A 13,658-nucleotide genomic window follows, 5' to 3' on the forward strand; every position below is an offset into this window, starting at 1 on the left:
GAACCAGTGCCGCCGGAACGCTGATACCCCTGTGGCATAAATATGCCTGGGTGGTATCGGGACGAGCGGACACACCCCGGCCGTCGAAGTCGGGCGCAGCCGGTCACGGTTCATGAAACAGACCGTGGCCCCGCGCGCTCAGCCGGACGCCGGTCGGCGGGTCCCGGCCGTGTGCAGGGCGATCAGGCCCAGCGTGAGCACGACCAGCGCCGGCCCGAGCAACTCGACCGACGTGTTGCCGAGCAGCACCCCGATCCCGGCCGGCACCAGCGCGCCGCCCAGCCCGGCCGCGGCGATCTGCAGCCCGATGGTCCGGTCGGCGTGCGCCGTACCGACCCGCTCGACGGTGGTGAGGGTGAGCAGCGGGAAGACCGGGGCGGCGGCGAAGCCGACGACGAACAGCCCCGCCACGGCGACCCAGGCCGGTGCGGGCAACGCGATCAGGACCGCGCCGAGCGCCATCCCGACCAGGCTGCCCCGCAGCACCGTCGCCGCGCCCAGCCGCTCGGCCACCACGCCCTGCACCACGCGCCCGACGAAGAGGCTCCCCCAGTAGCCGGAGACGCAGACGCCGGCGACGGCCGCGCCGAGGCCACGCCCCTCGGTGAGCAGCAGGAACGCCCAGAGCCCGGCGGCCACCTCGATGGCCACGTAGACGGCGAAGGCCGCCGCGCCGAGCCAGACCGCCGGCAGGCGCAGCGTCTCGCGTACCCGGGTGACGGCCGGCGGGGCGACGGCAGCCTTCCCCGTCGCGGGCCCCGCGGGCCCCCGGGCCGGGGTGCGGTCCCGCCAGGCACGGACGGTGAGCGCGAACGCGGCGGCAAGCGCGAGCTGGGCCCCGGCGACCAGGCCGTAGCCCCAGCGCCAGGAGAGCCCGGCGCTGAGCGCGCCGGTCATGATGAGCGGCCCGAGCGCCACGCCGAGGCCGAAGAACGCGTGCATCCAGTTCATGTGCCGGGGGCCGAAGGCACCCGCCGCGTACGCGTTCAGGCCGGAGTCGATCGCGCCGGAGCCCAGACCGAGCACCAGCGCGCAGCCCACCATCAGGATCAGCCCGGGGGTCAGCGCGTAGCCGGTGAGCGCGAGGCTGGCCAGCAGCGTGCTGCCGGCGAGCAGCCAGCCGACGCCGAGCCGGGCCAGCGTGAAGCCGGCCAGCACGCTGGAGGTCAGGTAGCCGGCCGTGCCCGCCGTGAGCACGAGGCCGACGGCCTCGGTGGGTACGCCGAAGTCGGCCCGGATCGAGGGCCAACCCACGCCGATCAGGCCGTCGGGCAGGCCGAGGCTGACGAACGCGAGGTAGGCCAGCAGGAGCAGTGAGGCGCGGGGCGGGGCGGTGGACACGAGGGACCATCCTGCCCGGAGTCGGCGACGGTGCCAGTCCGCCTCCCCCGGTGGGACGAAGATTACGGTCCGGACGGGTGGTGAAACGGACAGCTCATCCAGAATCGGCCGTTCGGCTGACGGCAAGGCCCGGGTCACGCGCAAGACTTTCGGGATGCATCAGGGCTCCGGCATCCTCTCCACGCGTCAGCGCCGCCTGGCATGGCTCGGCTTTCTCCTCGCCGCGCTCCAGGCTCCCGTCTCCGCAAAACTGGTCTCGGACGACTCCTGGTTGTTCAGCCTCTGCGTGGCGCTGATGGTGGCGACCGTGATCATCGCCGACGACGCGGCCCGGCGCCGCCCGGCGGACGCCCGCCCCACGGACTGACGGGTCGGTTCAGCCCTCGCCGGCGGGGCGCGCCTCGTGCCCGGGCAGGCCCCGGGTGCGCCGCCGCTCCTTCATCTCCGCCTCGTAGAGGTGCCGGCGGCCGCCGACCAGTTCCTCGCGGGCGGCCCGGTCGAGGTCGCGGAAGAGGGCGTAGTAGCCGTCGTCGAAGTCCTCGACGACCTGGAACGTCCACCGCCCGGCGATGACGTTGCGACCCAGCAGGTCGGCGTCGATGCGGTCGGCGATGCGGTCGTGCCCGGCGGCGCGGAACATCTCCACGGCGTCGTCGAGCATCAGGTCGGCGTGCCCCACGAGCTGGTGCAGCGAGTAGAGGTGACCGCGCACCCGCTCGACGCACTCCAGCGCCTCGCTGAGCTTGCCCAGCGCCGCCACCGTCTCGTCGCTGACCCCGGCCGGCCTGCGGTGCCGCTCGTCCGGCCCGTCCCCGTGTCGTTCCATCCGTTCCTCCAGGTGTCGACTTCGCCCCGGCGGGGCGGTTCTCCTCCTGCCCCGCCCGGGCCGACTCAATCCCCCGTGGGCGGTTGACCGTTCGGGGGAGGGTCGAAAACCCGCCGACCGGCCGAGGTCGACCCTGGTCACGGCCGGATAGCCTCGGTCACCATGCGTGTGCCGTTCACCCGGGTCGAGGCCCGTTCCACCGCCAGCTCGGCGCGATCCACCCTCGCCCTCCTGTCCGCCTCCGTCGGTGCCGAAGGGCTGGCCGCCGCCGCCGCGCGTCCGGGCCTGCTGGCCCTGGTCGACCAGCACGCCGCGGCGGTACGGGAGAGCCTGGACGGCGACCGCCGGCCGCTGAGCGCCGCCGCGCTCGCCGGCTACGCGGAGGGCGTACGCGCCGCCGCGCTGGAGCACGGCTGGCAGCCCCCGGTGGCGCCGGTCGACTGGTCCGCGCCGGACTGGCTGCTCACCCGGCTGCTCGCGGTCTGCGCGCTGACCCGCTCGCTGGGCACCCCGGCGCCCGCCCCGCTCCCGCTGGTCTGAGCGACGGCCCGACCCGCCGGAGGGGCGCCCGCGGTCCGCAGACACCCCTCCCCGTCGCGTCGCACCGGTCAGCGGCGGAACTGCTGGGTCTCGTCGCCCATGTTCCCCGACTGGTAGGTGCCGCGCCCGCCGGCCGTCGCGGACTCCTGCCCGCGCGGCATGACCTCGGTCCGCTCGGCCGCCGTACGGTCGGCCATCTGCCGGCCGACGTCGACCTGGCCGGCCTCCCGGGCCCGACGGTGCTCCTGCACCGCCCGCGACTCCTCGGCCATCCGGTTCAGCCAGCCCTCCCAACGGTTCTGCATGGGCCGCACCAGACCGCCGCCGACGCCGACGATCAGGATGCCGGCCACTGTGGCGAGCACCGCGATCAGCACCGGCGTGGTCACCGCCGTGGCGATGCCGACCTGGTTCAGCGCGGCGATGACACCCAGCGCGATGATGAAGATCGCCGTCAGGTCGGCGAGGATCTTGCCGTACGAGAGGCCGCCCAGTGCCCCGGTGACGATGTCGCGGACGGCGTTGGCGATCGCGGCGGCCACGACGATGATGACGATCGCCACGAAGGCGCGTGGCAGCCAGGCGACCACGCCGCCGATCAGGTCACTGATCGCGTTGGGTCCCCACACCCCGAAGGCGAACTGCAGGGTGAACAGCAGCACCGCGTAGTACGCGAGCTTCGCCAGGATGTCACTGGCGTCGTACCTGGTGCGTTCCAGCGCGCGTTTGATGCCGCCCCGTTCCACCGCCTTGTCGAAGCCGACCCGTTCCAGCGCCGCGTCGACGATCTTGAGCACGGCCTTGGCGATGAGCCATCCGACCACGAGGATCGCGATGAACGCGATGGCCCGCGGTATGAACAGCAGCACCGACCTCCACATGTCGGCCACGGCGTCGCCGATGTCGACCTGCCTGACCGCGAGGCTATCCGGCATGATGTCCCTCCTGTCGCATGGACTGCGCCGCGCGCATACCCGGTCACCGACGCGGCACGCCGTACCGCTCCCCGAGTTTTTCCCGACATGTCACTGCAGAGCCGCCCTGAACTGCCCGAACGTCCAACCCGGGGGGCGCGCGGGGCATGATCGGAAACGGCCGGTAGGGGCTGCGGCTAGGCTGCGGTCATGCCAGGAACGGTCGGACGGGTCCCGAACCCCCCAGCCCCGGTCTCGGGAACACCCTCCGTGTCGCACACGGCGGCCACCGTCCTGCGCCACGACTGGGGCGGCACCCCGCTGGGCCCGTGGCGCGCGTGGGACCCGGCGGTCCGCGCCGCCGCCGAGTTGCTCCTCGCCTCGCCCGTACCGATGGCCCTCACCCTCGGCGACGAGCACCTGCTGGTCTACAACGACGCGTACGCCGACCTGATCGGTGACCGGCACCCCGACGCGGTGGGGCGGCCGGCGGCCGAGGTGTTCGCCGAGTCCTGGCCGCTGCCCGGCGTCGGCGACGCCATCGAGCACACCTACCGCTCGGGGGAGCCGTTCCTGGAGAAGGAGACGACCCTTCCGCTGCACCGCGGCCCCGGCCTGGTCGAGCAGTCCGTCTTCACCCGGGGCTACTCCCCCGTGCGCGACAGCGCCGGGCGGATCGTCGGCGTGCTGACCGTGGCCGCGGAGACCACCCAGGTCACCCAGCAGTTGCAGAGCCTTAGCGACTTCGCCGCGGCGCTCGCCGGCACCCTCACCCTGGACGACGTGGCCCGGGTCGCGCTGCGCTACGCGATCACCGCGTTCGACGCCGACCGGGTCACGTTCGCCGTCGACGAGGGCGGCGGCGGCTGGCGGATGGTCCGGCGCGTCCGGGGCGAGCTGATGGACGAGGCCGACGAGCGGCTGCCCCCGCTGTGGCGACGCATTCCGCCGGACTCGCAGGGACCGGTGGTGGCCGCCGCCCGCAGCGGGGTGCCGCACTTCGTCGACGACGGCCAGCCGCTGCGGGAGACCGCGGTGGACCGGCACGACCAGAAGGTCCGCTCGCTCGCGGCGGTGCCGCTGCGGGCCTCGGTGGTGCGCGGCGGGTTGACGGTCGGCTACCAGGTCCCGCATGTCTGGTCGGCCGCGCGACGCGCGCTGCTGGCCGCCTCCGCCGAACTGGTCGGCCAGGCCGCCGAGCGGGCCCGCCGGTTCGAGACCCAGCACGGCACCGCCCAGCTGCTGCAACGCAGCATGCTGCCGGAGCACCTGCCCGACCTGCCCCGGATGCGGATCGCCGCCCGCTACGACCCGGGCGTCGACGGCAACGCCGCCGGCGGGGACTTCTACGACGCCTTCCTGCTGCCCGACGGCGGTCTGGGCATCGTGCTCGGCGACGTCGCCGGCCACGACGTGCAGGCCGCGGCCCGGATGGGTCAGGTGCGCGCGGCGCTGCGGGCGCTGGCGCTGGCCGATCCCCGCCCGGACGCCGTGCTGGCCGGGCTCGACCGGCTGGTCACCAGCCTGGGTGCCGAGGGCGACACCCACGAGCTCTTCGTCACGGTGGTCTTCGGTGTCGTCGACGCCGACCGGCAGCGGCTCACGCTGGCCAGCGCCGGTCACCCCGCCCCGCTGATCCGCCGGTGCGCCTCCGACGGCGAGCCGGGCGCCGAATACCTCGACCTGCCCGCGGGCGCCCCCCTGGGCCTGGGCTGCCGGCCACCGACGGCAACGGTGCGCTTCGCCCCGGGCGACACGCTGCTGCTGTTCAGCGACGGGGTGGTGGAGCGGCGCTGGCAGGACCTGACGGCCGGCTTGGACGCCCTGTCCGCCGCCGTCGCCGGCGCGGGCAGCGGCGACCCCCGCGCGTTGTGCGCGGTGGCCACCGCGGCGGTGCCCGGCGCCACCGAGGACGACGTCGCCGTGCTGGCGGTGGAGTACGCGCTGCGGCCGTCGCGGTCGGCGAGCATGGAGGTGCCGGCCGAGCCGACGGCGCCGAGCCGGGTGCGGCACTGGATGACCGGGCAGCTCACGGAGTGGCAGGTGCCCGAGTCGATCATCGGCGCGGCCGTGCTCTGCACCAGCGAGCTGACCACCAACGCCCTGCTGCACGCGGGCACCGCCGCCCGGGTGGAGATCGACCTCAGCCCGGAGCGGCTGCTGGTGTCGGTCGCCGACTCGGGCACCCGGGGCACGGTGACCCGCGCGCAGACCGACACGCTCAGCAGCCGTGGCCGGGGGCTGGGGCTGATCGAGGAGCTGAGCGACGCCTGGGGGACGGACCCGACCGTACGCGGCTCGACGGTCTGGTTCGAGATCCTGGTCCCGTCCGGGTGAGCGGCGTCAGCCCCGTCCGGAGGGGGTAGGAGGAGGTCATGCCCACCGACAAGCCCGCCGGTGTCCTCTTCGACGTGGACGGCACCCTGGTCGACACCACCTACCTGCACACCGTGAGCTGGTGGGAGGCGCTGCGCCAGCTCGACCGGCCCCCGCCCATGGCGACGATCCACCGCGCCATCGGGATGGGCTCGGACAAGCTGCTCGACCACCTGCTCGGCCCGGAGCGCGACCGCGGCGCGGACGGGAAGCTGCGCGACGCCCACGACACCCTCTTCGCCGAGTACTGGGAGCGGCTGGTCCCGCTGCCCCGCGCCGCCGACCTGCTGCGGGCCTGCGCGGAGCGGGGGCTACGGGTCGTGCTCGCCACCTCCGCCGCCGAGCACGAGGTGGCCGCGCTACGTCGGGCGCTGGCCGCCGACGACGTGATACACACGGTCACCAGCTCGGCGGACGCGCGGGAGAGCAAGCCGGCGCCGGACATCCTGGTCGCCGCGCTGGAGCAGTCCGGGCTCGCCGCCGAACGGGTGGTCTTCGTCGGCGACTCGGTGTGGGACGTCGCCGCCGCCGGCGAACTGGACGTGCCCTGCGTGGGGCTGACCTGCGGCGGCACCAGCCGGGGCGAGCTGGCCGGGGCCGGCGCGGTGGCCGTCTACGAGGACCCGGCCGCGCTGCTCGCCGCCCTCGACGACTCGCCGGTCGCCCAGGTGAGGTGACCGGCGCCGGTTCCGTCGCTCCGGACAGGAATACGAGAAGTCCTCCGGGGGCAAGGACTTGCACCACCTGCCCGCACGCCGTGGGCGAGGCGGAGAGGTGGGGTCGTGGAGCCGGTAGACGTGGCGTTCGCGGTGGTCGGTCTGGGCGCGCTGTTGGCGGGGATCCTGCCCCGGGTGCTCGAGCACCGGCCGCTGTCCATGCCGATCGCGTTCCTCGGGCTGGGCATGCTGGTCTTCGCCCTCCCCGTCGGGCTGCCGAACCCCGACCCGCTCGCGTACCCGGACGTCGCCACCCACCTCACCGAGATCGGCGTCATCGTGGCGCTGATGGGCGCCGGTCTGAAGATCGACCGGCCGTTCAGTTGGCGCCGCTGGTCGTCGACGTGGCGGCTGCTGGCCGTCGCCATGCCGCTGTGCATCGCGGCGGTGGCGCTGCTCGGCTGGTGGTGGGCCGGGCTGGTGCCGGCCGGCGCCCTGCTGCTGGCGGCGGCCCTCGCGCCGACCGACCCGGTGCTCGCCGCCGACGTGCAGGTCGGCGAGCCCAACGACGTGGAGGACTCCGAGGACGAGGTCCGCTTCGCCCTCACCTCGGAGGCCGGGCTCAACGACGGGTTGGCCTTCCCCTTCGTGTACGCGGCCATCGCCATCGCCACCACCAGCCTGGCCCCGGCGGACTGGCTGGGTCACTGGTTCGGCGTGGACGTGCTCTGGAAGGTCGGGGCGGGCGTGGCGGGCGGTTGGCTGGTCGGCTGGCTGCTCGGCAAGCTCTTCTTCCGGGCCCCGAGCAAGCTGCGGTTGGCCCGGCACTCGGAGGGCTTCCTGGCGCTGGCCGCGACGTTCCTGGCGTACGGGCTGGTGGAGCTCGTCAGCGGGTACGGCTTCCTGGCGGTCTTCGTGGCGGCGCGGGCGATCCGGGCCGCCGAACGCACCCACGAGTTCCACTCCGTGCTGCACGGCTTCGCCGAGCAGGTCGAGCGGCTGCTCACCGTGCTGTTGCTGCTGCTCTTCGGCGGCGCCGTCGTGGGCGGCCTGCTGGGTCCGCTGACGTGGCCGGCCGCCGCGGTCGGGCTGGCGCTGGTCTTCCTGGTCCGCCCGCTGATCGGCTGGCTGTCGCTGCGGGGGGCGCCCGGCCGGCCGGCCGAGCACTGGGTGATCGCCCTGTTCGGCATCCGGGGCGTCGGCTCGTTCTACTACGTGGCGTACGCGACGACGAAGGCCGACTTCCCGCAGGCGGACCTGATCTGGGCGACCGTCGGCCTCGTCGTGATCGTCTCGGTGGTGGTGCACGGTGTCGCGGCGACGCCGGTGATGCAGTTGCTGGACCGGGCGGGACAGCGCACCTCCGACCCGTCGGAGCGGGGACGCGCCGGCGAACCCGTCCCCGCCGCGAGCTGACCCGGCCCGACGGTGCCCGTGAGGGCGGGCCCACGGTGAGCTTCGGGGCGGGACCGTCGGGGTCCTCACCCTCACCCGCCGCCCAGGCGGGTGACGAGGGCGCGGCCGAGGTCGCGGCCGGAGCGCCAGGCGCTCTGCACCCGGGGCTTGCCGAAGGCGTCGCCGGCCAGCCCGACGCCGTCGGCGTCGAGGTGGTACGTGCCGCCCGGTCCGGCCGTCGGCTTCGCGTACGTCCAGCGGTGCACGTGCACGTGCTCCGCCGGTTCGGGCAGCCCCAGCAGGTCCCGTACGGCCTCCTCGACCGCCGGCCCGGCCCCGGTGGGCAGGGCGAGATGGCCGGCGGCGTACTCGGGCGTGGTGTGGGCGACCAGCACCGGCGCGTCGTCACCGCGGCGGTCGCCGTCGTCGCAGACGAGGTTGAGCACCGGGTGGTCGTTGACGAAGGCGCCCCGGAAGGCGGCCCACCGGCGGGCCGGGAAGCGCAGCACCGCCGCCAGCGACGGCGACCAGCGCTGGTCCTGGGTGGTGCGGGTGGCCGCGGCCAGCGTCGGGGCGAGCAGCAGCGCCGCCTGCGGCCCCGGCATGGCGAGCGCCACCGCCTCGCAGGCCCGCCCGTCCACCACGGGTCCCGGCTCGACGCCGAGCACGAGCCGGTTCACGGTCACCGGCAGGTCCCGGGCCAGGTGCTCCACCAGCGAGCGCAGCCCCCGGGTCGCCGCCCAGCGCATCGGGCCGGGCGCCTCGCGCCGGCCGGCGGCGTCGTACGCGACGAAGGTGTCGGTCCACTCGCGGGCCAGGCCGGCAGACCGCCATCCCTCGGCCACCTGCGCGAAGTCCGGATCGTCGACCGTGAAGTACGCGGCGCCGAGGTCGGCGGGTCGGCCGTCGAAGCGGCGGCTGGCCATCCGGCCGCCGGGCACCCGGGCGCGCTCCCGGATCTCCACCGGGATGCCCGCGCGGGCCAACTCCGTCGCGCACGCCACCCCGGCGATGCCCGCGCCGACCACCACCACACCCGCCCGCTGCCGCGCACCCACCCGGTGATCGTATGCGGGCCGGGTCGCCGGGGCGGCCGAGTCGCCCCGGGGCGCGCCCGGGGACACGACGCGCCGGGGCGCCGCATGGATCGGCGCCGCGCGGGGTATTGGCACGTCTGTTCGAAGGAAGGTGGAGACCATGACGGACCGCACCAGCAGCCAGGCCAACCCGCAGGGCGCCATCAAGGACCCGGACGAGTGGGTCACCGGTGAGGAGCCGCCGACCGCCGCCCAGGAGTCCTACCTGGCGACCCTGGCCCGGGAGGCCGGCGAGGAGCCGCCGGAGGGACTGACCAAGGCCGAGGCCTCGAAGCGGATCGACCAGCTCCAGGAGGAGACCGGCCGGGGTCAGTGACCGGACGGGCGGCGCGGTGGCAGGCGGTGCAACTCGACCTCGTCGAGCCGGCCCGCCGCCACCCGCGCCGTCAGGTACGTGGCGTACGGCTGGGCCCGGCGGTCGGTGGGCGAGCCCGGGTTGAGCAGCCGCGGACCGCCCGGGGCGAGCGTGTCCCAGGGGATGTGCGAGTGCCCGAAGACCAGCACGTCGGCGTCGGGGAAGCGGGCCGCGCAGCGGCTCTCCCGACCGGCCTTCGGGCCGGTCTCGTGCACGACGGCGACCCGTAGTCCGTCCAGTTCGACCCGGGCGACCTCCGGCAGCCGGGCGCGCAGCGCCGGCCCGTCGTTGTTGCCGTACACCCCGACGAGGCGGCGGGCCCGGGCGGCCAGGGCGTCCAGCAGCGCCTCGTCGACCCAGTCCCCCGCGTGCAGCACCACGTCGGCGGCGTCGACCGCCGCCCAGAGCGGCTCCGGCAGATCCCTGGCCCGCTTCGGCACGTGGGTGTCCGCGGTGATCACCAGGCGCATCCCGCCATTCTCCCGGGCGGGCGCGTCACGCGTCGCGCCGGTGGGAAAAATGTCGCCGGCGGCGACGCGGACCCTTCACATCGTCGCCATCACCACGTAGTTTGACGGCGGTATATGGGAGCGCTTCCAGCGGTGCTCCTCGATGGAATGGGAGAGTCCCGTGAGAAGTAGACCCGCACTCGCCGCGGCGGGCGCCGCCGCGGCCGCGCTCACCGTCGCCGCCACCGTCGCCGTCGGCATCGTCCGCGCTCCCGCCGCCGTCGCCGCCGACTCGGCGTTCTACGTCGACCCGGCCACGGCCGCCGCGGCCTGGGTCGCCGCCAACCCCGGCGATCCCCGGGCCGCCGTCATCTCCGACCGGATCGCCAACGTCCCCCAGGGCCGCTGGTTCACCCGGACCAACACCTCGACCGTACGGTCCGAGGTCGACGCCCTCGTCGGGGCGGCGGCGGCCGCCGGCAAGGTGCCGATCCTGGTCGTCTACAACATCCCCAACCGCGACTGCAGCGGCGCGAGCGGCGGCGGCGCCCCCGACCACGCCACCTACCGGCAGTGGGTCGACCAGGTGGCGGCCGGACTGGCCGGGCGGCCGGCGACCATCGTGCTGGAGCCGGACGTGCTGCCGCTGATGACCAGTTGCCAGAACGCCGCCCAGCAGGCCGAGACGAGGGCCTCCATGGCGTACGCCGGCAAGAAGCTCAAGGCCGGCTCCGCCGCCGCCCGGGTCTACTTCGACATCGGGCACTCGGCGTGGCTCGCCCCCGGCGAGGCGGCCTCCCGGCTGCTCGGCGCGGACGTCGCCAACAGCGCGGACGGCATCTCGCTCAACGTCTCCAACTACCGGCGCACCGCCGACGAGGTCGCCTACGCCAAGGCCGTGATCGCGGCCACCGGGGTGTCCCGGCTCAGGGCGGTCGTCGACACCAGCCGCAACGGCAACGGGCCGGCCGGCTCCGAGTGGTGCGACCCGGCCGGGCGGGCCATCGGCACCCCGAGCACCACCGCCACCGGCGACTGGGCCATCGACGCGTACCTGTGGGTGAAGCTGCCCGGCGAGGCCGACGGGTGCATCGCGCCGGCCGGCCAGTTCGTGCCGCAGCGGGCGTACGACCTGGCCGTGGCCGCCGGCCCGGCCCCCACCACGGCGCCGCCGACCACCGCACCGCCCACGACGGCGCCCCCGACCACCGCGCCGCCCACGACGCCTCCGGCGACCACTCCCCCGCCGACCGGCGGCTGCGCGGTGTCGTACACCCCGAACTCGTGGTCCGGCGGCTTCACCGCCGAGCTGCGGGTGACCAACCATGGCGCCGCGCTCACCGGCTGGACCCTCACCTTCGCCCCCGGCGCCGGGGTCCGGCTGACCAACGGCTGGAACGGCGACTGGACCCAGTCGGGTGACCGGATCACCGTGCGCAACGCCACGTGGAACGCCGGCCTGCCCTCGGGCGGCACGGTCTCGATCGGCTTCCAGGGCACCTGGCCGGGCGGCACCCTGCCCGCCCCGACCGGGTTCACGCTCAACGGCACCGCCTGCTCCTGACCCCCGACGCCTCGCCCGCCCCGCACGGGCGGGCGAGGCGGCACCGGGGCAGCGCCTAGGATCGGCGCGTGAGCGCGGCGGTGGAGCAGCGGCGGGCGCCGGTAGGCACGCTGCTGCGGCAGTGGCGCAGGCGGCGCGGGCTCAGCCAGCTCGCCCTCGCGGTCGAGGCGGAGGTCTCCACCCGGCACCTCAGCTTCGTGGAGACCGGGCGCTCGGCGCCGAGCCGGGAGATGGTCCTGCGGTTGGCCGAGCACCTCGACGTGCCGCTGCGGGAGCGCAACCGGCTGCTGCTGGCCGCCGGGTACGCCCCGGTCTACTCCCACGCCCCGCTGGACTCCCCCGAGCTGCGCCGGGTCCTCGACGCGGTACGCCGGGTCCTGCGGGCGCACGAGCCGTACCCGGCCGTCGCGGTGGACCGGCGCTGGAACCTGGTCGCCGGCAACGCCGCACTGCCGCTGCTCACCGAGGGGGTGGCCGGGCACCTGCTCCGGCCGCCGGCCAACGCGCTGCGGCTGACCCTGCACCCCGAGGGCATGGCGCCCCGGATCGCCAACCTCGCCGAGTGGCGGGCCCACCTGCTCGGCCGGCTGCGCCGACACCTGGGGCTGACCGCCGACGCCGAGCTGACCGCGCTGCACGACGAGCTGCGCGGCTATCCGGGCGGGTCGGCCGAGCCGGACGCCGGGCTGCCGCGTGCCGGGGACGTGGTGGTGCCCCTGCGGCTGCGTCACCCGGCTGGCGAGCTGGCCTTCCTCAGCACCGTCTCGACCTTCGGCACCCCGCTCGACGTGACGGTCGAGGAGCTCTCCATCGAGTCCTTCTTCCCGGCCGACGAGGCCACCGCCGCGTGCCTGCGCGCCGCCGCCCGCTGAGCGTTACCTCGCGACGGCGGCGGGAACGCGGGCGGTCGACGAAGGAGGAACTCATGACCACACCGTCGAGTCCCACCTCGGCATGGCGGCCCGGGATGCCGGGCGCCGACACCCTGCCGTCCGGTCCCGCCGGCCGGCCCAGCGCCCCCGGTCAGGACGGGCACGGCCCGGAGACCGGCCCGCCCACCGTGACGATCGGGTCGTACCCGGACTATCCGTCCGCCCAGCGGGTCGTCGACTACCTGGCGGACAACCGGTTCCCGGTCGAACACAGCGCCATCGTCGGCACGAACCTCACCCTGGTGGAGACCGTCCTCGGGCGGATGACGACCGGGCGGGCGGCCCTGGCGGGCGCCGGGACGGGCGCCTGGTTCGGTCTCTTCATCGGACTGCTGTTCGGCATCTTCACGGCCGGCAACTGGCTCGCGGTGATCCTGGTCGGGCTGGTCGTCGGCGCGATCTGGGGAGCGGTGTTCGGCGCGGTCGCGCACGCGATGACCGGCGGGCGGCGCGACTTCACCTCCGCCAGCTCGCTGCGCGCCGGCCAGTACGCCGTGATCGTCGACGCGCAGTTCGCCGAGCAGGCCCGGCAGCTCCTCGGCCGGATGCACATGCCGGCCTCGTCACCTGGCCGCTGACGGTCCGGGGCCGGGACGCCCTCCGAGCGGACGGCGCCCCGGCCTGGCACGCAAGCAGATCGTTCAAAGCTGCACGACCATCCCCTGACAGCGGAGTGACCGCACTCACAAGCAGTAGTTAAATTTTGAAATAGTGCTACTGTCGTGACGTGACCGAGAGCCTGGACAATGCCCGCCTCGCCGCCTGGCGCGCCTACATCGAGGCCAGCCAGCGGCTCTACACGCGGCTGGAGGACGACCTGCGCGCCGACAGCGCGCTCACCTTCGCCGACTACCACGTGCTCGTCCTGCTCTCCGAGGCGCCGGGCCAGCGGCTGCGGATGGGCGAGCTGGCCAGCCGCCTGGTGTTCTCGCCGAGTCGGCTGACGTACCAGATCACCACGATGCAGCGGCGCGGCCTGGTCGCCCGGGAGTCCTGTCCGGACGACCGCCGCGGCAGCGAGGCCGTGCTCACCGCCGCCGGGCTGCTGGCCCTGCGCGAGGCCGCCCCGCACCACCTGCGGTCGGTACGCGCCCACTTCCTGGACGACCTCGACGACGCCGAGGTCGCCTGCCTCACCCGCATCTTCGAGCGACTCGGCCGGCGCCTGCGCGCGGACCGCGACGCGTCGACCGCCCACCCCCACAGCTGAGGA

The 13,658-nt window shown here is 74.9% G+C and carries 15 protein-coding genes; 10 read left to right on the forward strand and 5 right to left on the reverse strand.

Annotated elements, in window-relative coordinates; genetic code table 11:
• Positions 1–138: 138 nt before the first annotated feature.
• Positions 139–1,341, reverse strand: coding sequence for an MFS transporter (locus tag GA0070610_RS17810; protein WP_089001086.1), 1,203 nt, complete (start codon positions 1,339–1,341; stop codon positions 139–141).
• Between the two features lie 154 nt (positions 1,342–1,495).
• On the opposite strand from GA0070610_RS17810, the gene GA0070610_RS17815 reads away from it, so the two are divergent.
• Entirely contained in the window at positions 1,496–1,708 is a 213-nt protein-coding gene (locus tag GA0070610_RS17815) for a hypothetical protein (RefSeq protein WP_089001087.1), read from the forward strand.
• A 9-nt stretch (positions 1,709–1,717) separates the two neighbouring features.
• Here the strand turns inward: GA0070610_RS17815 and GA0070610_RS17820 are convergent, their stop codons facing one another.
• Positions 1,718–2,167: a hypothetical protein gene (locus GA0070610_RS17820; protein ID WP_089001088.1), complete on the reverse strand. Its 450-nt coding sequence runs from the start codon at positions 2,165–2,167 to the stop codon at positions 1,718–1,720.
• 162 nt (positions 2,168–2,329) lie between these two features.
• On the opposite strand from GA0070610_RS17820, the gene GA0070610_RS17825 reads away from it, so the two are divergent.
• Complete coding sequence (locus tag GA0070610_RS17825) at positions 2,330–2,707, forward strand: DUF6401 family natural product biosynthesis protein (protein ID WP_089001089.1); 378 nt, start codon at positions 2,330–2,332, stop codon at positions 2,705–2,707.
• 68 nt (positions 2,708–2,775) lie between these two features.
• Here the strand turns inward: GA0070610_RS17825 and GA0070610_RS17830 are convergent, their stop codons facing one another.
• Positions 2,776–3,642 (reverse strand): mechanosensitive ion channel family protein, encoded by an 867-nt coding sequence (locus GA0070610_RS17830; RefSeq protein WP_089001090.1) that lies wholly within the window; start codon positions 3,640–3,642, stop codon positions 2,776–2,778.
• Positions 3,643–3,831: 189 nt separating this feature from the next.
• Between GA0070610_RS17830 and GA0070610_RS17835 the strand changes: the two genes are divergently transcribed.
• The 3 genes from GA0070610_RS17835 to GA0070610_RS17845 all read left to right on the forward strand — a co-directional run bounded on the left by GA0070610_RS17835 (position 3,832) and on the right by GA0070610_RS17845 (position 8,069).
• The gene (locus GA0070610_RS17835) at positions 3,832–5,958 is read left to right on the forward strand and encodes an ATP-binding SpoIIE family protein phosphatase (protein ID WP_089001091.1); all 2,127 of its coding nucleotides are present in this window, start codon (positions 3,832–3,834) and stop codon (positions 5,956–5,958) included.
• A 38-nt stretch (positions 5,959–5,996) separates the two neighbouring features.
• Entirely contained in the window at positions 5,997–6,674 is a 678-nt protein-coding gene (locus GA0070610_RS17840; RefSeq protein ID WP_089001092.1) for an HAD family hydrolase, read from the forward strand.
• Positions 6,675–6,779: 105 nt separating this feature from the next.
• Positions 6,780–8,069, forward strand: coding sequence for a cation:proton antiporter (locus GA0070610_RS17845; protein ID WP_089001093.1), 1,290 nt, complete (start codon positions 6,780–6,782; stop codon positions 8,067–8,069).
• Positions 8,070–8,140: 71 nt separating this feature from the next.
• Here GA0070610_RS17845 and GA0070610_RS17850 read toward each other — a convergent pair whose 3' ends face one another.
• Positions 8,141–9,082, reverse strand: coding sequence for an NAD(P)/FAD-dependent oxidoreductase (locus GA0070610_RS17850; RefSeq protein ID WP_172896687.1), 942 nt, complete (start codon positions 9,080–9,082; stop codon positions 8,141–8,143).
• Positions 9,083–9,245: 163 nt separating this feature from the next.
• Here GA0070610_RS17850 and GA0070610_RS17855 point away from each other — a divergent pair, with 163 nt between their 5' ends.
• Entirely contained in the window at positions 9,246–9,461 is a 216-nt protein-coding gene (locus GA0070610_RS17855; protein ID WP_089001095.1) for a DUF3072 domain-containing protein, read from the forward strand.
• Here the strand turns inward: GA0070610_RS17855 and GA0070610_RS17860 are convergent.
• Positions 9,455–9,970, reverse strand: a complete 516-nt coding sequence (locus GA0070610_RS17860) for a metallophosphoesterase family protein (RefSeq protein WP_089001096.1) — start codon at positions 9,968–9,970, stop codon at positions 9,455–9,457. The genes GA0070610_RS17855 and GA0070610_RS17860 overlap by 7 nt on opposite strands.
• A gap of 160 nt (positions 9,971–10,130) precedes the next feature.
• Between GA0070610_RS17860 and GA0070610_RS17865 the strand changes: the two genes are divergently transcribed.
• From GA0070610_RS17865 to GA0070610_RS17880, 4 genes are all read left to right on the forward strand, one after another.
• On the forward strand, positions 10,131–11,513 hold the full coding sequence (locus GA0070610_RS17865) for a glycoside hydrolase family 6 protein (protein WP_231925675.1): 1,383 nt from the start codon (positions 10,131–10,133) through the stop codon (positions 11,511–11,513).
• Positions 11,514–11,593: 80 nt separating this feature from the next.
• Entirely contained in the window at positions 11,594–12,385 is a 792-nt protein-coding gene (locus tag GA0070610_RS17870) for a helix-turn-helix domain-containing protein (RefSeq protein WP_449288798.1), read from the forward strand.
• A gap of 53 nt (positions 12,386–12,438) precedes the next feature.
• Positions 12,439–13,023, forward strand: a complete 585-nt coding sequence (locus tag GA0070610_RS17875) for a general stress protein (RefSeq protein WP_089001099.1) — start codon at positions 12,439–12,441, stop codon at positions 13,021–13,023.
• A 149-nt stretch (positions 13,024–13,172) separates the two neighbouring features.
• Positions 13,173–13,655, forward strand: a complete 483-nt coding sequence (locus GA0070610_RS17880; RefSeq protein WP_089001100.1) for a MarR family winged helix-turn-helix transcriptional regulator — start codon at positions 13,173–13,175, stop codon at positions 13,653–13,655.
• Positions 13,656–13,658: the final 3 nt, after the last annotated feature.

The organism is Micromonospora echinofusca (genome assembly GCF_900091445.1).
GTDB lineage: Bacteria > Actinomycetota > Actinomycetes > Mycobacteriales > Micromonosporaceae > Micromonospora > Micromonospora echinofusca.